The 24,523-nt window shown below is 56.7% G+C and carries 32 protein-coding genes; 13 read left to right on the top strand and 19 right to left on the bottom strand.

Going from position 1 to position 24,523, the window contains the following annotated elements:
- Positions 1-13: 13 nt before the first annotated feature.
- Positions 14-865 (bottom strand): methylated-DNA--[protein]-cysteine S-methyltransferase, encoded by an 852-nt coding sequence (locus tag ACR0IO_RS17355; RefSeq protein WP_170336401.1) that lies wholly within the window; start codon positions 863-865, stop codon positions 14-16.
- Positions 866-985: 120 nt separating this feature from the next.
- On the opposite strand from ACR0IO_RS17355, the gene ACR0IO_RS17350 reads away from it, so the two are divergent.
- The 4 genes from ACR0IO_RS17350 to ACR0IO_RS17335 all read left to right on the top strand — a co-directional run bounded on the left by ACR0IO_RS17350 (position 986) and on the right by ACR0IO_RS17335 (position 3,809).
- Positions 986-1,435, top strand: coding sequence for a MarR family winged helix-turn-helix transcriptional regulator (locus ACR0IO_RS17350; protein WP_480743057.1), 450 nt, complete (start codon positions 986-988; stop codon positions 1,433-1,435).
- Position 1,436: 1 nt separating this feature from the next.
- Positions 1,437-2,081, top strand: a complete 645-nt coding sequence (locus ACR0IO_RS17345) for a cysteine hydrolase family protein (RefSeq protein ID WP_480743055.1) — start codon at positions 1,437-1,439, stop codon at positions 2,079-2,081.
- Between the two features lie 97 nt (positions 2,082-2,178).
- Positions 2,179-2,823: an endonuclease III gene (gene nth / locus ACR0IO_RS17340; RefSeq protein ID WP_480743052.1), complete on the top strand. Its 645-nt coding sequence runs from the start codon at positions 2,179-2,181 to the stop codon at positions 2,821-2,823.
- On the top strand, positions 2,820-3,809 hold the full coding sequence (locus ACR0IO_RS17335; RefSeq protein WP_480743048.1) for an adenosine kinase: 990 nt from the start codon (positions 2,820-2,822) through the stop codon (positions 3,807-3,809). Before nth ends, ACR0IO_RS17335 begins: the two co-directional genes overlap by 4 nt.
- Positions 3,810-3,817: 8 nt before the next feature.
- On the opposite strand, the gene ACR0IO_RS17330 is transcribed toward ACR0IO_RS17335, so the two are convergent.
- The 5 genes from ACR0IO_RS17330 to ACR0IO_RS17310 all read right to left on the bottom strand — a co-directional run bounded on the left by ACR0IO_RS17330 (position 3,818) and on the right by ACR0IO_RS17310 (position 7,930).
- The gene (locus ACR0IO_RS17330; protein ID WP_480743045.1) at positions 3,818-4,657 is read right to left on the bottom strand and encodes a DUF547 domain-containing protein; all 840 of its coding nucleotides are present in this window, start codon (positions 4,655-4,657) and stop codon (positions 3,818-3,820) included.
- Entirely contained in the window at positions 4,654-6,027 is a 1,374-nt protein-coding gene (locus tag ACR0IO_RS17325; protein ID WP_480743041.1) for a radical SAM protein, read from the bottom strand. Before ACR0IO_RS17325 ends, ACR0IO_RS17330 begins: the two co-directional genes overlap by 4 nt.
- A 72-nt stretch (positions 6,028-6,099) precedes the next feature.
- The gene (locus ACR0IO_RS17320) at positions 6,100-6,810 is read right to left on the bottom strand and encodes a glutathione S-transferase family protein (protein WP_480743038.1); all 711 of its coding nucleotides are present in this window, start codon (positions 6,808-6,810) and stop codon (positions 6,100-6,102) included.
- A gap of 64 nt (positions 6,811-6,874) precedes the next feature.
- Positions 6,875-7,414: an RNA polymerase sigma factor SigZ gene (gene sigZ, locus ACR0IO_RS17315; protein ID WP_480743036.1), complete on the bottom strand. Its 540-nt coding sequence runs from the start codon at positions 7,412-7,414 to the stop codon at positions 6,875-6,877.
- A 30-nt stretch (positions 7,415-7,444) separates the two neighbouring features.
- On the bottom strand, positions 7,445-7,930 hold the full coding sequence (locus tag ACR0IO_RS17310; RefSeq protein WP_480743034.1) for an RNA pyrophosphohydrolase: 486 nt from the start codon (positions 7,928-7,930) through the stop codon (positions 7,445-7,447).
- Between the two features lie 136 nt (positions 7,931-8,066).
- On the opposite strand from ACR0IO_RS17310, the gene ACR0IO_RS17305 reads away from it, so the two are divergent.
- The 3 genes from ACR0IO_RS17305 to ACR0IO_RS17295 all read left to right on the top strand — a co-directional run bounded on the left by ACR0IO_RS17305 (position 8,067) and on the right by ACR0IO_RS17295 (position 10,864).
- Positions 8,067-10,094, top strand: coding sequence for an FAD-dependent oxidoreductase (locus ACR0IO_RS17305; RefSeq protein ID WP_480743032.1), 2,028 nt, complete (start codon positions 8,067-8,069; stop codon positions 10,092-10,094).
- Positions 10,095-10,223: 129 nt separating this feature from the next.
- Positions 10,224-10,475: a hypothetical protein gene (locus tag ACR0IO_RS17300; protein ID WP_170336381.1), complete on the top strand. Its 252-nt coding sequence runs from the start codon at positions 10,224-10,226 to the stop codon at positions 10,473-10,475.
- Positions 10,472-10,864, top strand: a complete 393-nt coding sequence (locus ACR0IO_RS17295; protein ID WP_480743029.1) for a hypothetical protein — start codon at positions 10,472-10,474, stop codon at positions 10,862-10,864. The genes ACR0IO_RS17300 and ACR0IO_RS17295 overlap by 4 nt, the downstream gene beginning before the upstream one ends.
- Here ACR0IO_RS17295 and ACR0IO_RS17290 read toward each other — a convergent pair.
- Positions 10,847-11,185 (bottom strand): antibiotic biosynthesis monooxygenase family protein, encoded by a 339-nt coding sequence (locus tag ACR0IO_RS17290; RefSeq protein WP_480743024.1) that lies wholly within the window; start codon positions 11,183-11,185, stop codon positions 10,847-10,849. The genes ACR0IO_RS17295 and ACR0IO_RS17290 overlap by 18 nt on opposite strands.
- Complete coding sequence (locus tag ACR0IO_RS17285; protein ID WP_480743021.1) at positions 11,182-11,505, bottom strand: NIPSNAP family protein; 324 nt, start codon at positions 11,503-11,505, stop codon at positions 11,182-11,184. Before ACR0IO_RS17285 ends, ACR0IO_RS17290 begins: the two co-directional genes overlap by 4 nt.
- Positions 11,506-11,576: 71 nt before the next feature.
- Here ACR0IO_RS17285 and ACR0IO_RS17280 point away from each other — a divergent pair, with 71 nt between their 5' ends.
- Positions 11,577-12,257, top strand: coding sequence for an ArsR/SmtB family transcription factor (locus tag ACR0IO_RS17280; protein WP_480743019.1), 681 nt, complete (start codon positions 11,577-11,579; stop codon positions 12,255-12,257).
- Between the two features lie 3 nt (positions 12,258-12,260).
- Here the strand turns inward: ACR0IO_RS17280 and ACR0IO_RS17275 are convergent, their stop codons facing one another.
- Positions 12,261-12,701 (bottom strand): DUF4399 domain-containing protein, encoded by a 441-nt coding sequence (locus tag ACR0IO_RS17275; protein WP_155146412.1) that lies wholly within the window; start codon positions 12,699-12,701, stop codon positions 12,261-12,263.
- Between the two features lie 227 nt (positions 12,702-12,928).
- On the opposite strand from ACR0IO_RS17275, the gene ACR0IO_RS17270 reads away from it, so the two are divergent.
- The gene (locus ACR0IO_RS17270; protein ID WP_155146414.1) at positions 12,929-13,834 is read left to right on the top strand and encodes a LysR family transcriptional regulator; all 906 of its coding nucleotides are present in this window, start codon (positions 12,929-12,931) and stop codon (positions 13,832-13,834) included.
- A gap of 79 nt (positions 13,835-13,913) precedes the next feature.
- Here the strand turns inward: ACR0IO_RS17270 and ACR0IO_RS17265 are convergent, their stop codons facing one another.
- The 6 genes from ACR0IO_RS17265 to ACR0IO_RS17240 form a co-directional block, all read right to left on the bottom strand.
- Positions 13,914-14,633 carry an SDR family NAD(P)-dependent oxidoreductase gene (locus ACR0IO_RS17265; protein WP_480743015.1) on the bottom strand — a complete coding sequence of 240 codons (720 nt, stop codon included), beginning with the start codon at positions 14,631-14,633 and terminating at the stop codon, positions 13,914-13,916.
- Positions 14,634-14,698: 65 nt separating this feature from the next.
- A complete protein-coding gene (locus ACR0IO_RS17260; protein WP_480743011.1) occupies positions 14,699-15,601 on the bottom strand; it encodes an OmpA family protein in 903 nt (300 codons plus the stop codon).
- The gene (locus ACR0IO_RS17255) at positions 15,598-16,170 is read right to left on the bottom strand and encodes a peroxidase-related enzyme (protein ID WP_480743008.1); all 573 of its coding nucleotides are present in this window, start codon (positions 16,168-16,170) and stop codon (positions 15,598-15,600) included. The genes ACR0IO_RS17260 and ACR0IO_RS17255 overlap by 4 nt, the downstream gene beginning before the upstream one ends.
- A gap of 16 nt (positions 16,171-16,186) precedes the next feature.
- On the bottom strand, positions 16,187-16,897 hold the full coding sequence (locus tag ACR0IO_RS17250; protein WP_480743004.1) for a GNAT family N-acetyltransferase: 711 nt from the start codon (positions 16,895-16,897) through the stop codon (positions 16,187-16,189).
- A complete protein-coding gene (locus ACR0IO_RS17245; protein WP_480743001.1) occupies positions 16,894-17,616 on the bottom strand; it encodes a competence/damage-inducible protein A in 723 nt (240 codons plus the stop codon). Before ACR0IO_RS17245 ends, ACR0IO_RS17250 begins: the two co-directional genes overlap by 4 nt.
- A gap of 71 nt (positions 17,617-17,687) precedes the next feature.
- Entirely contained in the window at positions 17,688-18,251 is a 564-nt protein-coding gene (locus ACR0IO_RS17240) for a TetR/AcrR family transcriptional regulator (RefSeq protein WP_170336362.1), read from the bottom strand.
- Positions 18,252-18,351: 100 nt separating this feature from the next.
- Between ACR0IO_RS17240 and ACR0IO_RS17235 the strand changes: the two genes are divergently transcribed.
- The 4 genes from ACR0IO_RS17235 (at position 18,352) to map (ending at position 21,799) form a co-directional block, all read left to right on the top strand.
- A complete protein-coding gene (locus ACR0IO_RS17235; RefSeq protein ID WP_480742997.1) occupies positions 18,352-19,107 on the top strand; it encodes an SDR family NAD(P)-dependent oxidoreductase in 756 nt (251 codons plus the stop codon).
- A 39-nt stretch (positions 19,108-19,146) separates the two neighbouring features.
- A complete protein-coding gene (gene sfsA / locus ACR0IO_RS17230; RefSeq protein WP_480742995.1) occupies positions 19,147-19,848 on the top strand; it encodes a DNA/RNA nuclease SfsA in 702 nt (233 codons plus the stop codon).
- Positions 19,849-19,975: 127 nt separating this feature from the next.
- The gene (locus ACR0IO_RS17225) at positions 19,976-20,815 is read left to right on the top strand and encodes a hypothetical protein (protein ID WP_480742993.1); all 840 of its coding nucleotides are present in this window, start codon (positions 19,976-19,978) and stop codon (positions 20,813-20,815) included.
- Between the two features lie 171 nt (positions 20,816-20,986).
- Positions 20,987-21,799 carry a type I methionyl aminopeptidase gene (gene map, locus ACR0IO_RS17220; protein ID WP_170336354.1) on the top strand — a complete coding sequence of 271 codons (813 nt, stop codon included), beginning with the start codon at positions 20,987-20,989 and terminating at the stop codon, positions 21,797-21,799.
- On the opposite strand, the gene ACR0IO_RS17215 is transcribed toward map, so the two are convergent.
- From ACR0IO_RS17215 to ACR0IO_RS17200, 4 genes are all read right to left on the bottom strand, one after another.
- Positions 21,787-21,966: a hypothetical protein gene (locus ACR0IO_RS17215; RefSeq protein ID WP_155146433.1), complete on the bottom strand. Its 180-nt coding sequence runs from the start codon at positions 21,964-21,966 to the stop codon at positions 21,787-21,789. The two genes, map and ACR0IO_RS17215, sit on opposite strands and share 13 nt — an antisense overlap.
- A gap of 24 nt (positions 21,967-21,990) precedes the next feature.
- Positions 21,991-22,626, bottom strand: a complete 636-nt coding sequence (locus ACR0IO_RS17210; protein WP_480742989.1) for an HAD family hydrolase — start codon at positions 22,624-22,626, stop codon at positions 21,991-21,993.
- 88 nt (positions 22,627-22,714) lie between these two features.
- Entirely contained in the window at positions 22,715-23,275 is a 561-nt protein-coding gene (gene rsmD / locus ACR0IO_RS17205) for a 16S rRNA (guanine(966)-N(2))-methyltransferase RsmD (protein WP_480742987.1), read from the bottom strand.
- On the bottom strand, positions 23,272-24,483 hold the full coding sequence (locus tag ACR0IO_RS17200; protein WP_480742985.1) for an NAD(P)/FAD-dependent oxidoreductase: 1,212 nt from the start codon (positions 24,481-24,483) through the stop codon (positions 23,272-23,274). The genes rsmD and ACR0IO_RS17200 overlap by 4 nt, the downstream gene beginning before the upstream one ends.
- Between the last annotated feature and the right edge of the window lie 40 nt (positions 24,484-24,523).

The raw sequence follows: 24,523 nt of genomic DNA, 5'->3' as shown, positions 1-24,523 counted from the left end.
TTTCAGCCGACGCCTATGCGTCGGCCTGCGCTGCCTCATAGGCCAGCATCGCACGCTTGACGGGCAGCCCCCAGTGATAACCACCCAAGCCACCGGATTTGCGTAAAGCGCGATGACAGGGGATCAGCCAGCTGACCGGATTGCGTCCGACCGCCGTGCCCACCGCGCGAACGGCTTGCGGTGATCCCACTCGCTGGGCGATCTCGGAATATGTCGTGACCTGGCCCGATGGTATTTGCATCAACGCCTCCCACACTTTGATCTGCAGCGGTGAGCCGATCAGAAAGAGCGGCGTAGGCTCTAACCTTTCACTTTCCGCCCCGAATGCACTTAGCACCCATGGTCGCAGAAGCATCGGGTCTTCGACAAATCTGGCCTTGGGCCAGCGAGAGAGCATGTCTTCCATCGCTTCTTCCTCGCCAGTTTCCGCACCAAAAGCCATGCCGCAGATACCCTTGTCGGTGCCCATGACCAACGCAGGGCCGAACGGGCTTTCGAACCAACCCCAATAGATGGTCAGGCCTTCGCCCTTGCGGGCATATTCGCCGGGGCTCATCGCTTCCCATTTGAGAAACAGATCGTGCAGGCGTCCACTACCGGACAGACCCACATTGTGGGCGGTTTCCAAAGTCGTGAACCGTTCCCGCAGCAGCGCCTTGGCATGCCCAAGGGTCAGATATTGCTGATATCGCTTTGGCGAAACTCCGGTCCAGCGTGAGAACAGCCGCTGAAAATGCGCGGGGCTCATATCCATCTGACGTGCCAGTTCATCAAGGCTGAGCGTTTCACCGCCCTGATCGATCAACTCGATCGCGCGCCGCATGACGTTGTAGTGATAGCCGGTTTCTGGGTTCTGTACGTTCATGTTGCACCTCTTCGCTTACATAAACATTACCTCGCCCTGACCAATGCCGCGACCCGGAACCTGCGCATATATTTGTCAACTAAGTTGACGAATCGCTTTGCGCCTATCTAGATTAAGAGCATGGAACATTCATTGGATCAGCTCTATCAGGCAGTTCAGGCCACGCGGCCCCTGCTGCGCAACATTACAGCCGCGGTTGAACGCGGCAGCTATCGTGAAGGCGTAACTGTAGGACAACGTGCTATCCTAGAGGGGCTATCCCTTTTCCCCGGAGCGACAGCCCCGCAGTTATGCACCGAGTTGCAGCTGAAACGGCAATACGTCGCGCGCATCCTGCAGGAAGTGATGAAGGCCGGTCTGGTCGACAGTCGCGCCAACCCCAAGCGCGCGCGTTCTTACTGCTATCGGCTGACACCCACGGGCCAGGACATCATCACTGCGATCCGAACAGATGAGATGTCAAAACTGGCCAGTTTTTCCAAAGACTTCTCTCCCGAAGAGCTTGCGAATTACCATAAGGTACAACTGGCGCTCACACGGTTTTTTGCCGATCTGGCTGAGGAGGTATGAGATGTCGGTTCTTTGGATCATCCTCGCCGGAATTGTGATCGCGGTTCTCTATATTCTCATTGAAATTCGCAGGATTGGCACGCCAACAACCGGTCCGGCAATTGATCTGGCTGCTCGTCCGGCAACGGCGCTGGTGGTGATCGACATGCAGACTGATTTCACCTCGGCACCCGGATGGGATGTCGCTGAGTTGGATGCAACAATTTCGAACATAAAGGACTCTGTCAGGCAGGCCCGCGAGGACAGGATGCCCGTGATCGCCATTCGGCACGTTTTCAAGGGCAAGCTGGCGAACCTTCTGAACGGCTGGTTCAATCAGGGGCGTGGCAATGAAGGGTCGGCCGGGATCGAGACCGATCCGCGCCTTGGACTGAATGCGGATGCGGAGTTCGTAAAAACCGTAGGCGATGCCTTTTCCTCGACCACGTTTGAGCAGTTTTTGGAAGACAACCAGATCGGAACCTTGATCCTGACCGGGCTTGATGGTTGCCATTGCGTCAACAAGACAGCGCAAGGGGCGCTGAACCGGGGCTACCAGGTACACATCGATCCGACGTCTGTTCTGGCAGCCAATCCAGCACATTGGGCGAAGGTTAAAGAGAAACTGGAGGTAAAGGGGGCGGAATTCCGAGGGCTATCGGCGTGATATTCCTATAGCAGCGACCCAACACTCGGCCATTCGTGTTGCCAATTCCCGGCCTTTTCAATTGCGAGCAGCGATCCGGCAGGGCATACCGTGCTGGATGGCTAAACAACTCGACTACCACACGATCCGCGAGATCTTCACACGCTTTCAACACGCCGACCCGGAACCCAAGGGCGAGCTTGATCATGTGAACGTCTACACTCTGGTCGTGGCAGTGGCACTGTCAGCGCAAGCGACCGATGCGGGTGTCAACAAGGCGACACGCGAACTGTTCAAAATCGCTGACACGCCGCAGAAGATGCTGGATCTGGGCGAAGAGGGTCTGATCGAACATATCAAGACCATCGGCCTGTTTCGCCAGAAAGCCAAAAATGTCATCAAGCTGAGCCGCATTCTGGTCGAAGACTACGGCGGTGAAGTCCCCAATTCTCGTGCCGCCTTGCAGTCCTTGCCCGGCGTCGGGCGGAAAACCGCCAATGTCGTTCTGAATATGTGGTGGCATTATCCGGCGCAGGCAGTAGACACGCATATCTTTCGGGTCGGCAACCGCACGGGTATCTGTCCCGGTAAAAACGTCGACGTTGTTGAACGCGCTATCGAGGACAACATACCAACCGATTTTCAGCTGCATGCGCATCACTGGCTGATCCTGCATGGCCGCTATCACTGCAAGGCACGCAAACCGATGTGCCCCACCTGTATCATCCGCGATCTTTGCGAATTTGAGGATAAAAACCTATGAAAACTTACCAGCTGACGGGCATCGGGAATGCCGTTGTGGACGTGATTTCCCAAGCCGACGACAGTTTCTTGGAGCTGATGGGCATTGAAAAAGGCATCATGCAGCTGATCGAGCAGGAACGCGGCGAAGTGCTGTATGCCTCAATGGAATCACGGGTGCAGACGCCCGGCGGCTCGGTTGCCAACACGATTGCGGGTGCCGGTGCGCTGGGACTGGATGCAGCCTTTATTGGCCGCGTGCATGACGATGCGCTGGGTCGGTTCTATGCGGATGCGATGAACGAAGACGGCGTCGATTTTGTGAACCCACCGGTGCCGGGCGGTGAGCTACCAACCTCGCGTTCGATGATCTTTGTTTCGCCCGATGGTGAACGGTCGATGAACACCTATCTGGGGATTTCCTCGGAACTGTCATCCGAGGACGTGTCCGGGGATGTGGCAGGCAACAGCCAGATCATGTTCCTGGAAGGCTACCTGTTCGACAAGGAAAAAGGCAAAGCCGCGTTTCTTGAGGCAGCGCGCAACTGCCACAAGGGCGGAGGCAAGGCCGGCATCGCGATTTCCGATCCGTTCTGCGTCGAACGCCACCGGGTCGATTTCCTGCTGCTGATTGAGAACGAGCTGGATTTCGTCATCGGCAACGAAGCGGAAATCAAATCGCTGTTCGAAACCGATAATCTGGACGAAGCACTAGCCAAAACCAGTGAGATCTGCCCGCTGGTTGTTTGCACCCGTTCCGGTGACGGGGTGACCGTTCTGAACGAAGGCAAGCGCATCGACGTGGCAGTGGAAAAGGTTGTACCGGTGGATGCAACCGGCGCAGGCGATCAGTTCGCTGCCGGCTTCCTGTTCGGAATGGCCACAGGCCGCGACTATGAAACCTGCGCCCGTATCGGCAATGTCTGTGCCCGTGAAGTGATCAGCCACATCGGCCCGCGGCCCGAAGCAAACATGCTGGAACTGCTGCGCGAAGAAGGGCTGCTGTAAGCGGTCTTTCAGAATCCAGCGGCGGCATCATTCAGCGCCCAGTCATACTCATATCCGCTAATGCGGGAGGTTTGAGACAGACGGGCGCTGAGAGCCGGATCCGCTGCAGTCGCAAGATAGGCGAGCACAGCCCGGTCGTCTGGCCCGAAATCCTCTCGGAACCAGATGTAGATCTTTGACAGGATCAGCCGCCCGCGGGTGTCAAACCTGACGCCGCGCGGGTCGTTAACGTAGGCATTTTCGGCGACCGAGATATCACGTTCGAGCGTCTCAGCCTGCCACGCCCGATCCATCAGGTTCGGACACCCAACCGCAGCGCAGTTCAACGCGTAATGAATTCGTGGTTCGTTGAATGTGGGTCGAATGATGCGGTGCTCAATATCATTCAGCGTCAGGACCTGACCCGCGACCTGCGCCAAAGGCCGATCCCACGGGCCAAAGGAAAACGCACCATCTATAATGTCGCGGATCGAAGCGACGGGATAGTTTTCAAGGATCAGGTCCACGGTCAGTGCGTTATAGAGATTGATCCAATAGGCCAGTTGCTGATCCCTGGTCAGACGAGCAGGATCAACCGACTGAAGATCACTCAGGTACTGGTCCAATCGAGCTTGATCAGCCTGCGTGACCTGCGCATAGGCGACTCTGTTCACTCCTTGTGTGTCGGTAGCGACGTAGCGCGCGAGAAAGCTACTCCAATCGCGATGATCGACACGATCACCGGGCGGTTGCGCCGCGCGGGTCAGATTGGTGTCGGCAAACGGCACAGCACTGGGCAGCGCCAGACGTTCGACACTGGCGCAAGCCGCCAGAAGAGGCAGAAGCAGGATGAGCCAAAGAGCTTTCATGATTTTCCCTTCCGGTTCTGACGCCACGCACGCAGCTGACCTTTGAGCTTCTTGATCGGGGCCTGTTCAGGACTATCCAAACCGGGCAACTCAGGGTGGTTGGACAGATCCCGCATGGCAGAGTTCCACCAATACGTCCCCATTGGACCGTCAACTTTGTCAGGCATGGCAAGATGCAGGTCACGCTGGGCGTTGTGAACACACATGGACAACGGACCGTTGCCTGTGGCGACCATGAACACACAAGACGCACAGCGATCTTCTTCCAGCGCGTCGGCAGCCATGAAGTTATGGATGAATACCGCCTGTCGCCTGACCCGACCACGCAACAGACCCGTCCCTAATCGAAGGACACAACCCGCAAGATGCGCAGCGGCTCGCAAGGCAAGGCCCGGCCTCCGAAGAACCAACCGCCACACACTGTCGCGCGTGTCGAGATATGCATCCGCCGACCGGTCCATCTGCTCTAATGCAGCAATTACCTGTTGCACCAGACACTGATCAGACAGGACGGAAATCGCCCGCCCACCGGCGGTCAGGACAGAAGCGTATCGATTACATCCGGAATGCCCGACCGCCGCCGCATCGAAATGCAGCGGGGTGCCATACCCCTGCTCCACCGCCCGCATGACACTGCTCTGTGTGATTGAATCTGGTCGCTCACGCAGAACACCCCTGCCGGTGTCGGCCTGCATCTGGAAGGAGACAAAAGCGATCTCGGGCTGGTCCCGCATGAACCGCGCCAATGCGGAGAGATCAGACAGATTGCCTTCAAACACTGTTGTGTTGAACAAAATGCGCAGACCAAGCCCGTGCGCTGCGACTATGTAGTTGCGACGTACGGTGTTCAGCTCAATCTCGCTGTCAAAACCTTTGCGCTCTTGGGTCATGTCCACGTGAAACGCCACATCGTCCAAACCTGCCGCTGCCAGTCGGGACAAGTAGGCGCGACTCGCGCGGATACCGTTGGTCATCAAACACGACCGCATTCCAAGGCGGCGAATTTCACGGCAAAGCGCCTCAAGATCCTCGACTTTGCGCAGGGTTGGGTCACCTCCGGTGAGTTGCACCGAAACACCCGGGCCATAATGGCTGTGGATCGTGGCAAGCCGCGCAAAGAGAACCGACAAAGGCGGATCATAGGTCATCTCTGCCCGATCCGAGAGGTAGCAGAGCGTACAATCAAGATTGCATCGCTGGGTCACCTCAAGCGCAACACAGGCAATCGGATAAAAGCGGCCCGCGGTTTGAGAATGTCCGTACTCGCCACATCCTCGCAAACCATCCCGCAAAGGCGCACGACGGTCAGAGCCGCGAAATACTCGCCCTGCGGGAACGACATTGGAATGGCCTGGCGCGATATCTTCCATACGCGCCAAGCTAAAGCTGCAGTTTACGACGGGCCACGCCCCCTCACGGCAACGTGCTGGGCGGTGATCATATCAGCCGCAGCAACCACCTGACGCTTTGGCAGTCGGAGCGGTCGGTGCTTCATCGATGTTCGCACCACGACCCAGCCATGTGCGTTCCGCCAGATAGAAGTCGGTAAACCGGCCGAGAAAATCCTCAGAGACCGATTTCTGCGGAAGTCCTGTGTCCAGCAATGACTGCTGCCATGCCTTTACCTTTGGATAGGCGGCAAGCATGTCATAGCCGCTGTGGTCTGACACAATCGCTGCACGATGCAGCAGTGGCAACCAGGCCATATCCACATTGCCAAGCGCCGCCCCCGAGAAATAGGGGCCCTCACCAAGCTGGCTTTCGGCCTTTTCGAAGGACTTGCCCAGCTTTTCCATACGCTCATCAAAGATAGCTTTGTCCGCGCTTTGCATAGTGCTGCATTGTACGAGATAGTGTTTGCTGGCCTGATAGCTCCATGCCCTGTTGAGCGCACGCTGCTCGGGCGTCAGATCTGCCTGCAGAGGGGCGGTAATTTCATCGATATATTCGACAATCGCATCGGATTCGAACAGAGACACGCCCCCCTCGGTGACCAGAACAGGAACCTGCCCAGTCGGGGACAGCTCAAGAAACCAGTCCGGCTTGTCGCTGAGACTGATATAGTCGATCTGATAGGGTACCTGCTTGGCTTCGAGCATGGCGGTCACACGCTGAACGAAGGGGCAGATTTTGAAGCTTATGATACGGATCATTTGTCTTTCCTTTTGGTGGTTTCATCTGTCAGACGAAGCCCACGCCAAAAAGACGACGTTCAGATCAACAATTTTTGCAACTGTCCGGTTTTTCCTGAACGTCCGAGATGTTTCCCCGCACGTCCATCGAGATATTGCAGCATGCCTCAAATGCCTTGCGCAATTCCGCCCGCCCCTTTTGAACGCGTGATTTCAGGGTCGAGTAGGACAGACCGTGTTGCTCAGCATAATCTCGCTGCGACATACCCTGTATATCAATGGCCATCAGCATCTCTGCCGTGTCTTCAGGCAGGCCGAGAATGAAGGGTTCGACACAGCCCTCGAGATCCTGACGCGTTTCCGGATCGTCCCGGTGATACCAAAGATCATCTGGATGCGCGGCGGACCGGCCGGATTTACGGTAGAAATCAATGATGGTTCGGTCGGCGGTCTGAAACAACCAAGGCTGCAGCCTGGCCGGATCCTGCAGACCGGGCAGACCGGTGAACACCTTGATCGAGATATCCTGCAACAGGTCATCCACATCCGCAGGGTTTGAGACCCGCGAATGAAGAAACGCCTTCAGGCGGGCGCGGTACTTGGGCCAGATATCATCAATACGCATGTCACGACTCTACGGCTGTTTCAGCCCGGATTATGACAGGTGAGCGTCGAAAGCAGCAACCACCTGCTCATACACTGCGCGTTTGAAGGGAACGATTTCCTCAATCAGACGATTGGGCTCCTGCCATTTCCAGTGCGTGAATTCGGGATGTTCTGTCTGGATATTGATCTGGTCATCACGCCCGGTGAACCGCACTAGGAACCACTTCTGCTCCTGCCCGCGGTAGCGGCCTTTCCAAATCTTCGGCACGATGTCGTGGGGCAGGTCATAAGGTAACCAACCGTCTGTCTCGGCGATGATCTCAACCAGATCAGCCGTCACACCAGTTTCTTCCCATAGTTCGCGAAGGGCTGCATCGCGGGGGTTTTCGCCCTTGTCTACGCCACCTTGAGGCATTTGCCAGGCGTCCTTGTGGCGGTCATTGCGCTGGCCCACGAAAATCTTGCCGTCGGCATTCATCAGCATCAGGCCAACGCAGGGGCGATAGGGCAGTTTGGCAATGTCTTCAGGGGTCATGCGCGGCCTCACGGGTTTGGTCTGCCCACCTCTAACAAGCGTCGCGACGGCAGCAAAGGGGGTGACGTTAGGTTTCGCGTGACAAAGGTTACGTGCACGTCAATTTAGTTGTGCACTGCAGGCAGGGAGAGTTGCGATGACTGCGTACCCAAACATGCTGGCCCCGCTGGATCTGGGCTTTACCACGTTGAAGAACCGCGTCCTGATGGGTTCGATGCACACCGGGCTGGAAGAGACTGGTGACTGGAACCGTGTTGCCGAGTTTTATGCCGACCGGGCGCGTGGCGGTGTGGCACTCATGGTGACCGGCGGAATCGGTCCCAATCTGGAAGGTTCGGTACTGCCCGGTGCTGCGATGATGACGACCGACAAAGACGTCGCCAATCATTCCATCGTGACGGATCGCGTACACGAGGCGGGCGGCAAGATCGCCATGCAAATCCTGCATGCCGGACGTTATTCATATGGGCCGAAATGTGTAGCGCCGAGCCCGGTGAAATCCCCGATCTCACCTTTCCCGCCGAACGAACTGGACGAAGACGGGATCGAGAAGCAGATCAGCGACATCGTCAACGCCGCCGTGCTTGCTCAGAAAGCCGGATATGACGGGGTCGAGATCATGGGCTCCGAGGGATATTTCCTCAACCAGTTCCTTGTGACCCATACCAACAAGCGCGAAGACCGCTGGGGGGGGTCTTATGAGAACCGTATGCGCCTGCCCATCGAAGTAGTGCGCCGCACACGCGAGGCGGTGGGAACAGATTTCATTATCATCTACCGTCTGTCGATGATCGATCTGGTGCCCAATGGCTCGACCCATGATGAGGTCGTCCAATTAGCGCAAGAGATCGAGAAGGCCGGAGCCACCATCATCAACACTGGTATCGGCTGGCACGAGGCGCGCATTCCGACGATTGCAACCTCTGTACCCCGGGCGGCATTTGCCTGGGTGACCAAAAAGCTGATGGGCAAGGTATCGATCCCGATAATCACCTCGAACCGAATCAACACGCCGGAAGTGGCCGAAGAGGTGCTGTCGACCGGTTGCGCCGACATGGTCTCACTGGCACGTCCGATGCTGGCGGATGCGGATTTCGTCAACAAGGCGATTGCGGGAGATGGGGCAAAGATCGCCCCCTGCATCGCCTGCAATCAGGCCTGTCTGGATCACACATTCGGCGGCAAACTGACATCATGTCTGGTGAACCCGCGTGCGTGCCATGAAACAGAGCTGGTGATCAGCAAAGCTGACGCTAAGAAAAAGGTCGCCATCGTAGGCGCAGGACCGGCGGGTTTGTCCACCGCGATGACAGCCGCCCAACGCGGCCATGACGTCACCCTGTTTGACCGGGCCAACGAGATCGGCGGACAACTGAACATGGCCAAGCAGGTTCCCGGCAAAGAGGAGTTCTGGGGGCTGGTCGACTGGTATCGGACCATGATTTCTGATCTGGGCGTCACGGTTGAACTGGGTCGCGAAGTTAGCGCAGTCGATTTGAGTGGATTTGACGAAGTGATCATTGCCACTGGCGTCACCCCGCGCGATCCGCAGATACCCGGTCAGGATCGTGACAGCGTCCTGAGTTACATCGACGTCCTGCGCGGCAAGGCTCCGGTCGGAGAGTCCGTCGCGGTGATCGGGGCCGGTGGCATCGGTTTTGATGTCTCGGAGTTCCTGCTGGAGGACGGCCACAGTCCAACTACAGATCTGCCGCTGTGGATGAAGGAATGGGGCGTGACCGACCCCGCCGAACATCGGTCCGGTTTAGCACCCGAAGGCCCGCAACCCGAAGCGCCCGCACGTGAGATCACGCTATTGCAGCGCAAGAAACAAGCCCATGGCAAGGGGCTGGGTAAAACAACCGGATGGATTCACCGGGCGACGTTGAAGATGAAGAACGTTAATTTTGTCGGCGGTGTGAATTACGAACGTATCGATGATGAAGGCCTGCATGTCAGCTTTGGCGAGGAGCGGGCAGACCCGACCATAATCGCGGCAGATACCATTGTGTTGTGCGCCGGTCAGGTCTCAGACCGTAGTTTGGCGGATGATCTGATCGAACGCGGGATCACACCTCATGTGATCGGCGGCGCGGATGTGGCGGCTGAACTGGATGCCAAACGTGCGATTAATCAGGGTACGCGGTTGGCGGCAGCACTCTGATTTTCAGAGCCGTGGCAACGCGTATCCGCTGAATCACGTTGTTTTAGATACTAAAAGGCCGCTTCTGCAGAGGCGGCCTTTTTCTGTTTACGCATTGACTCTGTTGTTACCTTGGTACATTGGTAACTCATGAGTGAGAGAATTGAACGTACCCAGACCGGAATTCGAATCGAAAAGCGATTGCTGAAAGTCCTGAAGGGGCTGGCAGAATCGCTGGATATGTCCGTTGGCGATCTGATTGAGGGCATCGCCTTGCACAGTTTTGAAAACAAACCGCCATTCTCGCCTGAGACGCTCAAAAAGATCAGCCAGTTGAAAGAGGTTTACGAACTGGACTGGACCGCCGAGCACAGCCACAAATTCAAGGAGATCGGGGAATGACCGAAGCAGTTCAGATATCTGAGATTACCCGCGTGTTCGAAGCGCATGCCATCGACAATACGACTTTCGCTCATGCCGAGCATGTACAGGTGGCCTTTGACCTGTTGAGGAAGTATGATTTCATCGATGCGGCTGCGATCTATGCCAAGGGCATTCGCACACTGGCCACAAACGCCGGTGCGCCCGATAAGTTCAACCTGACAATCACCTATGCGTTCATGAGCCTGATTGCCGAGCGTATGGCTCGCAATTCAGATCCGAATTTCAGCGAGTTTGTCGCCGAAAACCCTGATCTGATGTCGAAGAATGTCCTTGGCAAGTGGTACGGAAATGACAGGCTGAACTCGGATCTTGCCCGCGGTGTTTTCCTGCTACCCGATGCGGCCTGAGGTCGGCGCCTGTTCACGATCGGTCAACCCATAGTCGCGCATGACCGCTGCTACACGCAGCCGATATCCCTTGAACAGACCCGATTTCCCCCGCGATTGTGCTGTGCGGTGCTCATTCATGCGGCGCCACTCGGCAACGGCATCCTCATCGCGCCAGAATGAAAGCGACAGATATCTACCGGGCGTTACCAGACTTTCAAACCGCTCAACGGAAATGAACCCGTCGATATCATCCAGCAGGGGACGAAGATCGGCTGCAATGTCGAGATAGGTCTGCGTTTCACCCTCGGCAGGCTCCACTTCAAAGATGACAGCAATCATGATTGTCCTCCGTGCGGGGTCGAGGCGAGCTTGAGCCAGGTCCGGTCTTCGCGCAGAATGAATCGCTCTTTCTGGGCAAAGGCATAGTTCTCCTGCCCCAAAGGATCCGCAGCCAGTCGCGTGCGATAGGCTTCGTACTCGGCGAGGCTTTCGACATTATAGATACCATAGGCCAGGGTCGATGACCCCTCATGCGGGGCGAAATAGCCAATCAGATCCGCCCCGCAGCGCGGGATCGCCTGCCCCCATTTTTGAGCATAGGTATTGAACTGTTGTTTTTTGGTCGGGTCGATCTGATAGCGGATGACACAGGTCAGCATTAAAGGCTCCTTTGTTTGCCATCTCAGATTACACGCTCGACTGACGCATATGTTTCGACTATGATCGAACTATGAAAGACGGACCGGATATCGCCCAGATCGCCGCGTTGATCGGAGACCCCGCGCGCGCAAACATGCTGACCGCGCTCATGTCGGGAAAGGCTCTGACAGCTGGGGAATTGGCGCGAGAGGCCGGAATCAGCCCGCAAACCGCCAGCTCACACCTGAAAAAGCTGCTGGATGGCGGGTTGCTGCGAGTTAAAGGACAGGGCCGGCACAAATATTATGGCCTGTCTGGCGAGGATGTGGCGCATACGCTGGAAAACCTGATGGGTCTGGCTGCCGGTCACGGTCATATGCGGACACGTACCGGACCCAATGATCTGGAAATGCGCGAGGCGCGGGTTTGCTATAACCATCTCGCGGGCAGCAGGGGGGTTCAGTTGTTCACCTCAATGCGGGCGCGGGGTTTCCTTGATGTTTCGGATGATCTGGTGTCGCTGACCGAACCCGGCGCGCGTTTCTGTACAGATTTCGGAATCGATCTGGATGGTCTGAACAAAAGTCGCGCACCGCTCTGCCGTCCTTGTCTGGATTGGAGCGAACGCGAAACCCATTTGGCTGGCAAGCTGGGGCGCGCGATGTTGTCCCGAATGGAAGAGTTGGGGTGGCTGTCCCGGAAACCGGGCAGCCGTATCATTCAGTTTTCACGCAGCGGGTCCGCAAAATTCTCAGAACAGTTCGGGACCTGAGCGTTACTCGACAGTGATCGTTATGACTTCGGACACAATCGGGGTCGCATGCGGCACATGCCCGGCATCACCCAGCACCAGTTGAAGGGTGTGGGGGCCCGGCGCCAGGTCCAGAGTCACCTCGGTCTGGCCACCACCGAAGTGCAGGTGGTTGTCGTCAGCGGGCAGGCCGTAGGCCAGTTCATCCGCGCCATCTTCGCCTTCGCCAATCGGCGGACGGTCAATCAGCAGATGGTGATGACCTGTGTTTTCCTTTTCAACACCTGATGGGGCGACACCCATGCCGCTTAGGCCAAAAACAACGGTAACGGGCGACTGAACTGTGTCGCCATCCGCGAGATTTACAAAATAGACTTTCGCATCCGGGTTCGATGGTGTTTCCCCTCCGGCCCACGCAATGGACACTGAAAGGGTGAATAAAGTGGCTGCAATAATGGCTTTCATGATCTCCTCCCTCGTCACAAAAATGCCATTCTCAGGATAGCATGATTTAAGAAATTTCCAGAAAACCCGCCCAATAAGGGTCTGGAGCGATACTGGAAACCACTGTTTCCGCGTTTCCGAAGTGCAAACGATCCGATTCAAATCCCTGATATTATCCCATGTCTGCCGCGTTCTTGCCCAGATTTGACGCGAAGGTACCTCAACGAACAAAGACCTGGGGAACGAGAATGGATCGACTGACCGAAATGGAGGCCTTTGCCAATGTGGTGGACCAGGGTGGCTTCACCGATGCGGCCAAAAAGATGGGCATATCCAAATCGGCAGTGTCAAAGCACGTGTCGAGCCTTGAAGCACGACTCGGCGCTCGCCTGCTGAACCGGACCACACGCCGTGTATCTCCGACCGAGATCGGACTGGCCTATTATGACCGCGCGCGCCGCGTATTGAATGATGCAGGCGAGGCGGATGCGCTGGTAACCTCGATGCAGTCAGCGCCTTCGGGCCTGCTGCGCATCAGCGTCGCAACCGATTTCGGCGTTAATCACCTGTCACCTGTATTGTCCGGGTTCCTGTCTGCCTACCCCGACATCACTGTGAACATGGTGCTGAACAACCGCTATGTTGAGCTGATTTCCGAAGGATTCGATGTTGCGGTGCGCATCGGAGAACTGGAAGACAGCACTCTGCGTGCGCGTAAACTCACGGAAACTGTCAAACGCATGGTAGCTGCCCCCAGCTATATCGAAAAGTTCGGGCGGCCGCAGAAGATTGACGATCTGAACGAGCACAAGCTGCTGCATTACTCCAGCCAGTCCTCCGGCAATGTCTGGAAGCTGACTGCGCCTTCGGGCGAAAAGAGGCAGGTTCGTACAGCAGGCTGGCTGAGCGTCAATGACGGCCAGTCGCTGCTGAATGCAGCGATTTCAGGTCTGGGGATCGCCTATCTGCCCAGCTACCTCTATGCGGAGGCTTTGAAAACAGGACAGGTGGTGGATGCAATGCCATCCCTGCCGGATGAAGTTCAGGGCGTTTACGCAGTGTACCCACCCGGCCGGTTTACCCAGCCTAAAGTGCGGGCTTTCATAGATTTTCTTGTCGAATCCTTTGCCGAAAAGGGTCCGATGGACTGGTAATTTCTCCCGGTGAACTTGCACAGCCCGCGCGAACTTTGCGCGGGTTTTTTTTGTGAGGTCCGGTGTAACCAGCAGAGGCTTAGAATGTTTCAACCCAAGGCCGAAGCGTCAGTTCATTGCTCCAAGCCGAGCGGTCCTGCTGGATCAGGTGCATATATTCCTGCGCGATTGCATCCGGGTTCAGAAAGCTGTCGGGATTGTCGGCACTGTCACTGTATCCTGCACGTGCCGGGTTCCGGATGGCCCCGTCAATGTTGACCCAAGCGACATGTATGCCTTTGGGATGAAGCTCGCGTGCCATGGATTGCGCCAGCCCGCGTTGTGCAAACTTTCCCATCGCAAAGGGTGCAGACAGGGGAAACCCTTTTACCCCGGCCGAGGCACCGGTGAACAGGATTGTCCCGCGCCGATTGTCCCGTAGATCCTGCTCAAGCATTCGACGCGCCGCAGACTGCCCCAGCAGAAACGCCCCATAGGCCGTCACTTCGACAGCTTTGCGAACTGTTTCAGGATCAAGTTCAGTGATCGGACCACGCTGGCGGGCCGAAGGATTATAGCAGGCAACGCGCAGTTCGCCCGGCAAGTCTGCAACCAGCGATGCCATCCCGTCAGTGTCGGTTCCGTCAAGCTGGTGGAGCTCTGCACCTGTTTCTGCCGCTAAAGGCTCAAGATCGTCGATGTTGCGGGCAGTCAGATGCAGATCATACCCAGCCTTTGCCAAAGCGCGTGCAAATGATGCTGAAAGCCCTGCGCCCGCACCGATAATCAACGCTTTTGGAAGTAGTTCATGATCTGACATGACAGCTCCTTTTGCCTTAGGTTAGAGACTGTTTGGGAATTATCAAATCAACTAAGCCTGATCGTTCAGTTGACCAGCAGCACCGCCTCAACCCGCCGGTTCAGATCGCGCCCTTCCGCTGACGCGTTCGAAGTGATTGGGGCCAGATAACCGACACCCTGCGCCTCGATCCGGTCTGCCGCTACGCCATGAGCATCAATCAAACGCTGTCGCACCGCCTGCGCGCGCTTGGTGCTGACGGCAGTATTGGCCTGAAGGTTACCAGTGTCATCAGTGTGCCCGACCAGCGCGAGCCGGGTGTCCGGGTTGTCCTGCAAATAACCGGCCAGCAAAGACAAAGACGCGAAAGGCCCTGCGCCCAGCGCAACTTCGCCGGTCTGGAAATGCAGATCGTCCAGAATAACGTGGCCATCCTGCTGCAACTCGGTCAGCAGGCCACCTGATCCCTGCACCGTTTCCTCAATCACCAGTGGTGGAGGCGTCGTTGCCCCGGCCGGTGTGACACGGATCAGCTGTACGTAACCATCAGGTGGATTGCGACTGATCAGCAAGCTCAGAACATCCCCGCCGCGCGAGGCCGAAAGGAATCGGTAGTCGTTGATCGCCACATACATATCCGGCGTTGGCACGACCTCGGTGTTGAACCGAAAGTCAAAACCTCCGCAGTTGCGGGCCTCACATTCGAACAGAATGTCATAGCCCTGCGCCACGATCTGTTCGCGTAGCGGGGCCAGTATCTGCAACGTCGTGCTGGAGCCGGCCTGCAAACGCCAAGTATACCGTTCCACCCGCCCTTCGACATTGCGAGAGGGTACTTTGCCATCCGCAAAGGCCCCGATCGGCAATTCATAGCTGTCCAGAGCGCTGATACGCTCACTGACCTGCCGCGCACTGGACGGAAAGGTCAGGTTCTGAGCCGCTACCGGTGCGGCCAGCAAACAAAGACAAAGGGCGATAAATCGGTTCATCTGAATTGCGCGTGGTATTCGTCGTTCGGGACCATAGCCGTGGCACTGGCCACGCGGTTGGACATGTTGAAGAAACCGGTGACGTTGGCGATGTCCCAGATATCACGATCCGAGAACCCCACATCCCGCAGATGCTGGCGGTCCTGCTCTTCGATTTCGGCACTTGCAGTGGTCATTCTGGCCGCGAAATCCAGCATGGCGCGCTGACGACTATCCAGCGGAGCCACGCGATAGTTCATCACCAGCATTTCACCCAACTGAGGATTACCCGACAATTGTCGCACCGCGGCCCCGTGCGCGACGAGACAATAAAAGCACTTGTTGATCGATGAGACGACAACGGCAATCATCTCACGCTCGAGCTTGGACAAGCCACTGTCTGCCAGCATGAGGTCATTATACATGGCGGTGAACGCGTTCAGCTTGTTGATATCAAACGCATTCGCCTTGAGAACATTCGGCACCATACCCAGCTTTTCGACGCAGATATCAAAGTATTTCTGCGTCTCGGGCGGCAGCGGATCCACCATCGGCAAATCCAGCGCAGTGGGCATCTTCTGATCAGTCACGATTGTCTTTCTCCCCTCAGACAAGCTGGCGGTAATGATACTCTCCCACGATCTGCATCCCGAGAGAATGATAGAGGCCATTCGCCCCTTCATTCGCCTTCGTGCAGATCACGCTAAGGGTATGGGCGCCGTTGTCCAGCGCCCAAAAGGCCGCGGCACGCATGGCCCACTGTCCCAGACCCTGACGACGGTGACTTGGCAGAATCTCAAGCGCATGCACCATGGCAATTCCATCATGGATCGCGACAAAACCCACGCCACCGGGCTGATCCTTTTGACGCATCAGCAGGCCAGTCTTCGGGCCGTTGGCCCGATCCATGACTGCCAGACGTTCCGGCCCGATGCCGCTCTGCGCCCAGATTTCACGCATGATGGCCAATGGCTCCCAGATGGTGAAAACCGTGACACGTGGAATTGGAACATCCGTCAGCTGCGCAACCGGGCAGTCATAAATGTTGACCGGATCAAGAACTTCATAACCGCGGGCAGCCAGTTGGGTGTCCAGCCCCTCATCCCCTGGTCGCAGGCAGAATATGCGTTTCTGTCCCATCGCCAGCATCGCCTGTTCGGCATTGTCCAGATCAGCGTCGGTCACATCCCCAATCCTGCTCGCAGCAGACACGCGCGAGCCACCGCCCTGCCCTTCACGCAGCTGGAATGGACCTTGCTTTTCATACCGCGCTGCAGGCCAGGTGCCGTCGACCACGTCAGCCCAGTTGACGCTCAAAGCTCCAGCTCCCTGGCCAGCCGGGTAATTGCCGCATCGATACGTCCGCCATCGGTGCCGCGCACAACCACATTCGCACCGAACACGCCGTTGACCTGAAATCCGTAACTGCCGATTGCCAGATCACTGAAATCCTCGGCCAACACCGACAGGGTTGCAGCGATATCGCCTTCGCCCCGGTTTACGCGCAAAGTCTGCGACAGCAGCGGCTCTCCCCCGGTCAGTGTGGGTAAAACGCTTGCCACCATAGCCTGAAACACCGAAGGCACTCCGGCCATCACATGCACATTCCCGATAGTAAAACCCGGTGCGGTTGAAACCGGATTTTCGATCAATGTGGCACCATCCGGAATGCGTGCCATGCGTAGCCGCGCAGTGTTCAGCTCAAGCCCGGATTTCTCGTAATGTGCCTCAAGCAAGGCTCGGGCATCATCCCGTACATCAATGTGTGCACCAAACGCGCGAGCAATACAGTCCGCGGTGATGTCGTCATGGGTGGGGCCGATACCACCGCTGGTAAAGACATGTTCGAAACTGTCGGACAAGGCCCTGACCGCATTTTCGATTGCATCCGCGTCATCGCTGACGACACGTACTTCTTTCAGATCGATGCCATGCTTGGTCAGTTCCTGAGCCAGGAAGTTCGTGTTGGTATCCTTGGTGCGACCGGACAGGATTTCATCCCCGATCACCAGCATCGCTGCGGTTGGGTTTGGCATGGCCTGTCCTTTCTTGCTGCGGGAGGTGTTTGCAAAATATCCGTCCTGACCCGCCCCGCAAGACCTGTTTGTCACGAGCGCAGGGATTCTGCCGGTAAGTCCCCCGTAACACGCTGGAACAGATCCATGTCGTTCATTGCGCGAGCAAGGATCATCGCACCTTCCAGCCTGGCAATAACTTCGCCGGATCTTTTGCGTGGGTCTTGCACACCGGCGGCTTTGAAAACGGTATCTAGCCATTCAAGGTTGCGTTCGAAGAAGGCTCGGGTGCGCTCTGAAACCGGCGCGGGCAATTTGGCTATTTCCGCGCCAAACATGCCACAGAGGCACATCAACTGCTGCTCAATCAACGCTGCCCGGTAGATCGACACATAGCGCGATAGCATTTCGATTGGTTCCGCATCGTCAGCTGCACCCAATGCGTCCAGAAAACGGTTGGTGTATCGCTCGACCAGCGCCTCCCCCAAATCCTCCTTGGTTGGGAAATGATAGTGAATGCTGGCGGATTTGATGCCGATCTCACGTGCGATATCCCGGAAGCTGAACGCATTGTAGCCGCCTTGCCGCGCCATACGCTCGGCCACATCCAGAATTTGGATCGCCGTGTCGGACAGTGCTTTGTCAGGTTTTTTCATCAGTCGCCCGTCCAGAAATTTTACCTATCGTTAGATAGGGGGTTGATTTTGAAATTGCCACTTCAATATATCTACCTACCAGTAGATAGGGAATCAGATCATGACTGACATAACAACACTCATCATCGGCGGATCCAGTGGAATGGGGCTGGCAGCAGCGCAACAAATCGTGGCCAAGGGAGGGCATGTAACGCTTGTTGGCTCTTCAGCTGACAAACTGAATGCCGCCAGGGCCGGGCTGGGTGCTTTGGCAGATATCCATCAGGTAGACTTGCGCGACGCGGGCCAAGTTGATGGCTTGATTGAACACATCAAGGAGAACAATCGCCATATTCAGGGTCTGATCAATGCTGCAGGTACATTCTCACCCAAACCATTTCTGGAGCACACCTCCGAAGACTACGAAAGCTATATGGACCTCAATCGCGCCACGTTTTTCATCACGCAGGCAGTTGCCGAGAACATGAAAGCCAATGGTGGTGGAAGCATCGTCAACATAGGCTCTATGTGGGCAAAACAGGCCGTTCGTGCGACCCCGTCATCGGCTTATTCAATGGCCAAGGCCGGGCTTCATTCACTGACTCAGCATCTGGCGTTGGAGCTCGCACCGCATGGTATTCGGGTGAACGCAGTATCGCCCGCAGTTGTTGTCACTCCGATTTATGGGGCCTTCATTGAACCGGACAAGATCGAAGAAACACTGACCGGTGGGTTCGATGCGTTCCATCCGATCGGCCGTGTGGGCCGCCCCGAAGATGTGGCCAGCACGATTACGCATCTCCTGTCCAAGGACGCGTCGTGGGTTACCGGCGCGGTCTGGGATGTTGACGGGGGTGTCATGGCTGGTCTGGTCTGACACTTCCCTTGCCGGCAGGTGCGGGGTAAGGCGGTAGGCATGAAATTTGCCACGCCGCTTGTCCCCGCCCGCCTTATCCGCCGCTACAAACGCTTTCTGGCCGATTGCCGGTTAGAGGACGGGCGCGAGATTACCGCGCATTGTGCCAATCCCGGTTCAATGATGGGGTTGGCCGAACCAGGCGAGAAAATCTGGCTGGAGCCCAATGACGATCCGAAAAAAAAGCTGAAATACGGCTGGCGGCTGGTTGATCACGAAAACGGGCACCTCACGGGTGTCGACACTTCGGTGCCAAACAAGGCTCTACGTAGGGCGTTGGAAGACCAACAGATCCCCGAATTCGCCTCCTATGAAACTGTCCGGCCCGAGGTGAAATACGGGGAAAACAGCCGCATCGACTTTCTTCTGACCCAACCGGGGCTGCCGGACGCCTATCTCGAGGTCAAAAGCGTGACCCTATCGCGCGAACCCGGTCTGGCAGAGTTTCCCGACAGCGTCACCGCGCGCGGCACCAAGCATCTGGGTGAGCTGGCCGCAATGGTGGCTCAGGGACATCGCGCGATCATGTTGTATCTGGTGCAGCGCACAGATTGTGACCGGTTTGCTTTGGCAGCGGATATCGACCCGGCCTATGCGGCTGCATTTGAAGAAGCGCAGGCAAAAGGCGTGGAGCGATTGATCTATAGGACACGAATATCACCGGAAGGGGTTTGGGTTAGCCAGCAGAAATTTTCGACTTAACTTCCTCCAAATCCAAGTGATTTTTATCTCCAAATCGGTGCGCAAGATCATGAAATCGCCTCAATTTCCCTGATAAAATTATACGGCGGCTGCGCGTGTAAGTGTTACCAATGGGTGAGGCAGAGAAATGAGAATACTGGCTGGGGTTGTCTTCACGCTTGGGGCCATATTGATGATTGGTGCCGCATTGATGGCATTCGACACATACATGACGGATGATCGCCGTACGGCAGCCCGCGATGCCCTGAACGCTCAGTTGGATGAGGGCGCAGCCGAATATGAGAAAAGTCGCGAGGATGGGTGCAGACGCCGGTGCGGAGGCCTTGGGTCCTTCTCGCATCTCATCGTCAATATACGAGATGGTATATTCCTGTCTCTGCCCTTCGACCCGTCCAAAGTTCTTCCCACCACCCAGCCAGGCTGGTCCGAGGCTTCATACAACGTCAAAGCACTTGAACCAATGTTGGGTGAACCGCCGGCAAGTAGCATAGTAGGCAAAACCACCGAACACGATCTTTGGTTAGATTTGCATCGGGTCACCAAACAGGCGAAGTCGGGCACCGTACGGGTCTATCGTCAAGGCGACAAGACTATTGCATTTGCTATCAAGATCTACCGAGAGGGTCTGCACGCTGCCAAGGATGGCGAAATCTTCCGTCTCAGGGAGGTTACTGAACCCTTTGCCGAAATCGACGGTGTTCTGGTCCATAAGCACCCTCAATTCTCGTACAGTATCGTGACACGAAAGCACACGCCGACCGACTACCAACACCTATCAATCTACATGGATGGGCAGGTGGAGATTACGGTTGTATCTGACGCATCAAACGAAGAGCTTGAGACATTTTTTTCAGCATTTGATCTGACCCCAATCGTTGAAAACCTGCCCAAAGCCCCTTCCAACTATGCGCCCGGCAAGGGAGTGATCATCTATGAGAGCAGTGCAGAAGGTGAAAGCGATTCCTGACCAGTAGTTCGGTAGCTGCCGCCAACGTCTCTGACCACCTCTTGGAAATTCACTTGAACAATTGTGTTTCTACGCCATTTGTTCGATCTCAAGAACGCGCACACCCTCTGGTACTTTCTGCACAAGCAGCGTAAAAGAAGTGCTGCGCGCAACATTTGGAGCTTAGCGTCGATGAAAGAACATCGTGGCCGCCTGACCAAGGACGGCATCCGCATCTACGAACAGGGTGACTTTGCCGGTATGCACGCGGCAGGGGCCTTGGCCGCGCGGATACTCGACGATATTGCCGACCATGTCTTTCCCGGCCAGACCACGGGCGCGATTGACGGGCTCATCACGCAGATGGTTGAGGATGCAGGCGCGACCTCGGCGACCATTGGCTACAAGGGTTATCAGCACGCCAGCTGCATCAGTGTGAATCACGTGGTCTGCCACGGCATTCCCGGCGACAAGCGGCTGAAGGATGGCGACATCCTGAACATCGACGTCACCGTCATCGTTGATGGCTGGTTCGGCGATACCTCGCGCATGTATGTTGCCGGCAAACTGCCGCGCAAAGCCGAGCGCTTGATTCAGGTGACTCACGATGCACTGTTCAAAGGCATCGAGACGGTCAAGCCGGGCAACACGTTCGGTGACATCGGCCACGCCATTCAGGCTTATGTCGAAGCACACCGGATGAGTGTTGTCCGCGATTTCTGCGGTCACGGTTTGGGTCGCGTGTTCCACGCACCGCCGAATGTGCTGCATTATGGCCGCCCCGGCACTGGTGCGGTTCTGGAAGAAGGCATGTTCTTTACCATCGAACCGATGGTGAACTTGGGCCGTCCGGAAACCAAAACTCTGGCCGATGACTGGACCGCCGTGACCCGCGACAAATCGCTGTCGGCACAGTTCGAACACTCGGTTGGTGTGACGGCAGATGGGGTTGAGATCTTTACGCTTTCACCCGGCGGCAAGTTCCATCCGACCTATTCTTCCTGATCGGCAGACTGCTCGCGCCAGAGCTTCAGCAACATCGTCTCAGCCCCCCACGGTGTCACCGCATCGTGGATGAACACCGGCGCGCGCATGGGTTTTGGCGGTGGGCCGGTGGCTGTGTCCGTATCCTGAGCGAAAGCCCAGTATGATGGGGCTATGGCACGATCCATGAGTCAGATAGTAACATGTCCCGGTCATATTCCCAAAAGCGCTGGCACCTCCGCCATATCACCAAAAACTTCAGCACCCAGGGCCGCGAGGCGCGCGCCGTCGTCATGGGCGGCAAATCCGAGGCATCGCATCTGGGCCCGGATAGCTGCGGTGACACCATTCTCGCTGTCTTCGATGACAACCGGGCGGGCTGATCCAAAGTGTTCGGCTGCCTTCAGAAACATCGCTGGGTCAGGTTTGCCAGTTCCTAATACATGCGCGGAATACATCACGTCCTTGAATCGGTCCCATAAACCGTTCTGGCCCAGAGTGATCTGCATTTTGTCCGGACTGCCGTTCGAAGCGACACAATAAGGAATATCCTGCTGATCAAGGCGGTCCAGAAGCTGAAACACCCCGGCGACCAGCGGCACGCCCAATCGCAACCGATCATAGGTTTCGGCATATACTTCGTCGATCCAGTTATCGGGCAATACAGCGCCCAAATCCCGTGCCTTGTCCCGGACACCAACCATGGTGCCTCCGACAAACAAAGACATGCATTCCTGTAGCGTCAGGTTCAGACCATACCGGGCCAGATTGCTGACCAGAACCTGGTTCGAGACAACTTCGCTGTCTACCAGAACGCCATCGCAATCAAAGATAACCAGATCGTGCATGTGAACCTCCGCCCGCTTACGGACCCGGCGTAGCCGGGACGTGGAACACATGCAAATCGGCATTCGGCATTAACCTGCCTCGCCTGTTTCAGCCTGAAACACTGCGCCACATCAAAGAGATATGGGTATCGCCGTATTTTCGTGCGTCCTGCAGTTCAAACCCGTCCGGAGCCGCCATCGGAGCGTTTTCTTCCCACACCAGAAGGGCGTCTTCGGCCAACCATCCCCCGGCGATTGCCGCTGCTATCGCCTTTTGCCCAAGCGACTTGCCATAGGGCGGATCCAGAAAGATCAGGTCGTAAGCCGCGTTTGGGTTTTGCCCCAGACGCGTTGCATCCCGGCGGACTAGATCTGTACTGTCCGCACTTCGGGTCAGTTCGATGTTCTTGCGGATAAGTCCCTGCGCCACGCGACCATCATCCACAAATGTGACATGCGCCGCACCACGTGACAGCGCCTCAAGCCCCAGTGCGCCGGTTCCGGCAAACAGGTCGAGCACACGCAGATCGTCAAAGTCGATCTGATGGCTCAGGACATTGAACAGGCTCTCGCGAACCCGGTCGGTGGTCGGGCGCAGATGCGCGCCCGCATCCCCTTTGCCGACCGAGGCCAAAGCGCGGCCCCGGAAATCTCCGGCGATGATCCTCACGCCTTGAGAAGCGGCTTCAGATCCGCGCTCGGGTCGGCAACAACAGCCGGATCAGCGGTTTTACCCGAGTCGATCAAACGCTTTCCGACCATGTAGGCGCGCGGGTCGTTCATCGCATCGACCGCAATCAGCTGATCACCCTTATAGTACCAGAAGGAGACCGTCTGACCTTCGCCCTGACGGGTCACAACGCGGTCATAGCCGGTATTGAGGCCTGCAATCTGCAGTTTGACATCATACTGATCCGACCAGAACCATGGCGTCGCGACATAATCCTTGGCAGCGCCCAGCATGTTCTGCGCCACGATCTCGGACTGGTCGATTGCGTTGGGCACACTTTCCAGCCGGATACGCTCGCCCTGATGCAAGAACGACGCGCAATCGCCCGCCGCCCAGATCGATGGGTCTGAGGTGCGGCCATGGGCATCCGTCTTGATGCCGTTGTCCAGCTCAAGCCCTGCCATCTCAGCCAGTTCGGTCGACGGGGCAATGCCCACACCCACGATGACGAAATCAACGTCCAACTCGGCCCCGTCGGTCAGAACGGCCCCGGTAACCTTGCCGTTCTCACCCACCAGACGGTCCAGCCCGACACCTTCGCGGATATCGGCGCCGTATTCGTTGTGCAGTGCCCGGAAATAGTCGCTGGTTTCAGGGGCCGCTACGCGCTGCAGGATGCGATCTGCCATCTCAACCAGAGTGACCTTGACGCCGCGTTTGGCGCAAACCGCTGCCGCCTCGAGCCCAATGTAACCGCCGCCCACGATCAATGCCTTGGAACCTTCGGTCACCCATGGCCCCATGTCGTCAACATGGGCGAGATCGCGCACGACATGAACGCCTTCGAGATCGCCACCAATCGCTGCAGGAAGACGACGCGGATCAGAACCTGTGGTCAATGCAAGCTCGTCATACGAGATGACTTCGTCACCCAGGGTCACTGTTTTGGCCTGAGGATCGATACCTGTAACCCGCTGACCTAGACGCAGCGTGATGTTGTTTTCGGAATAAAAGCTTTCGGGCCGCAGAAACAGTCGCTCAAGCTCCATTTCTCCCAAAAGGTAAGCTTTGGACAAAGGCGGTCGCTGATAGGGCAGATGCGGCTCGGCACCGATCAAAGTGATGTCCCCTTCAAACCCGTCCTTGCGAAGCCTGGCAACAAGCGAAGAACCCGCTTGTCCGGCACCAATTACGACAATATGGCTCATGTTTCTCCCGCCCTGTCGAATTCCCGTGGTTTCATCCACC

Source organism: Ruegeria sp. CE12 (genome assembly GCF_056537525.1).
The sequence above is the reverse complement of the archived record's forward strand: the minus strand, read 5'-3'. Positions and strand labels throughout refer to the sequence as shown.

Coding starts and splice junctions, on each gene's coding strand:
- ACR0IO_RS17290 (WP_480743024.1), bottom strand. CDS start 11,185: ATGATTGCTGTCATCTTTGAAGTGGAGCCTGCCGAGGGTGAAACGCAG.
- ACR0IO_RS17265 (WP_480743015.1), bottom strand. CDS start 14,633: ATGTCAGATCATGAACTACTTCCAAAAGCGTTGATTATCGGTGCGGGC.
- ACR0IO_RS17270 (WP_155146414.1), top strand. CDS start 12,929: ATGGATCGACTGACCGAAATGGAGGCCTTTGCCAATGTGGTGGACCAG.
- ACR0IO_RS17330 (WP_480743045.1), bottom strand. CDS start 4,657: ATGAAAGCTCTTTGGCTCATCCTGCTTCTGCCTCTTCTGGCGGCTTGC.
- ACR0IO_RS17215 (WP_155146433.1), bottom strand. CDS start 21,966: ATGGATCGTGCCATAGCCCCATCATACTGGGCTTTCGCTCAGGATACG.
- ACR0IO_RS17300 (WP_170336381.1), top strand. CDS start 10,224: ATGAGTGAGAGAATTGAACGTACCCAGACCGGAATTCGAATCGAAAAG.
- ACR0IO_RS17225 (WP_480742993.1), top strand. CDS start 19,976: ATGAGAATACTGGCTGGGGTTGTCTTCACGCTTGGGGCCATATTGATG.
- ACR0IO_RS17280 (WP_480743019.1), top strand. CDS start 11,577: ATGAAAGACGGACCGGATATCGCCCAGATCGCCGCGTTGATCGGAGAC.
- ACR0IO_RS17335 (WP_480743048.1), top strand. CDS start 2,820: ATGAAAACTTACCAGCTGACGGGCATCGGGAATGCCGTTGTGGACGTG.
- nth (WP_480743052.1), top strand. CDS start 2,179: ATGGCTAAACAACTCGACTACCACACGATCCGCGAGATCTTCACACGC.
- ACR0IO_RS17320 (WP_480743038.1), bottom strand. CDS start 6,810: ATGATCCGTATCATAAGCTTCAAAATCTGCCCCTTCGTTCAGCGTGTG.
- ACR0IO_RS17355 (WP_170336401.1), bottom strand. CDS start 865: ATGAACGTACAGAACCCAGAAACCGGCTATCACTACAACGTCATGCGG.
- ACR0IO_RS17295 (WP_480743029.1), top strand. CDS start 10,472: ATGACCGAAGCAGTTCAGATATCTGAGATTACCCGCGTGTTCGAAGCG.
- sigZ (WP_480743036.1), bottom strand. CDS start 7,414: ATGCGTATTGATGATATCTGGCCCAAGTACCGCGCCCGCCTGAAGGCG.
- sfsA (WP_480742995.1), top strand. CDS start 19,147: ATGAAATTTGCCACGCCGCTTGTCCCCGCCCGCCTTATCCGCCGCTAC.
- ACR0IO_RS17210 (WP_480742989.1), bottom strand. CDS start 22,626: ATGCACGATCTGGTTATCTTTGATTGCGATGGCGTTCTGGTAGACAGC.
- ACR0IO_RS17275 (WP_155146412.1), bottom strand. CDS start 12,701: ATGAAAGCCATTATTGCAGCCACTTTATTCACCCTTTCAGTGTCCATT.
- ACR0IO_RS17240 (WP_170336362.1), bottom strand. CDS start 18,251: ATGAAAAAACCTGACAAAGCACTGTCCGACACGGCGATCCAAATTCTG.
- ACR0IO_RS17285 (WP_480743021.1), bottom strand. CDS start 11,505: ATGCTGACCTGTGTCATCCGCTATCAGATCGACCCGACCAAAAAACAA.
- ACR0IO_RS17200 (WP_480742985.1), bottom strand. CDS start 24,483: ATGAGCCATATTGTCGTAATTGGTGCCGGACAAGCGGGTTCTTCGCTT.
- ACR0IO_RS17350 (WP_480743057.1), top strand. CDS start 986: ATGGAACATTCATTGGATCAGCTCTATCAGGCAGTTCAGGCCACGCGG.
- ACR0IO_RS17260 (WP_480743011.1), bottom strand. CDS start 15,601: ATGAACCGATTTATCGCCCTTTGTCTTTGTTTGCTGGCCGCACCGGTA.
- ACR0IO_RS17345 (WP_480743055.1), top strand. CDS start 1,437: ATGTCGGTTCTTTGGATCATCCTCGCCGGAATTGTGATCGCGGTTCTC.
- map (WP_170336354.1), top strand. CDS start 20,987: ATGAAAGAACATCGTGGCCGCCTGACCAAGGACGGCATCCGCATCTAC.
- ACR0IO_RS17235 (WP_480742997.1), top strand. CDS start 18,352: ATGACTGACATAACAACACTCATCATCGGCGGATCCAGTGGAATGGGG.
- ACR0IO_RS17325 (WP_480743041.1), bottom strand. CDS start 6,027: ATGGAAGATATCGCGCCAGGCCATTCCAATGTCGTTCCCGCAGGGCGA.
- ACR0IO_RS17305 (WP_480743032.1), top strand. CDS start 8,067: ATGACTGCGTACCCAAACATGCTGGCCCCGCTGGATCTGGGCTTTACC.
- ACR0IO_RS17245 (WP_480743001.1), bottom strand. CDS start 17,616: ATGCCAAACCCAACCGCAGCGATGCTGGTGATCGGGGATGAAATCCTG.
- ACR0IO_RS17310 (WP_480743034.1), bottom strand. CDS start 7,930: ATGACCCCTGAAGACATTGCCAAACTGCCCTATCGCCCCTGCGTTGGC.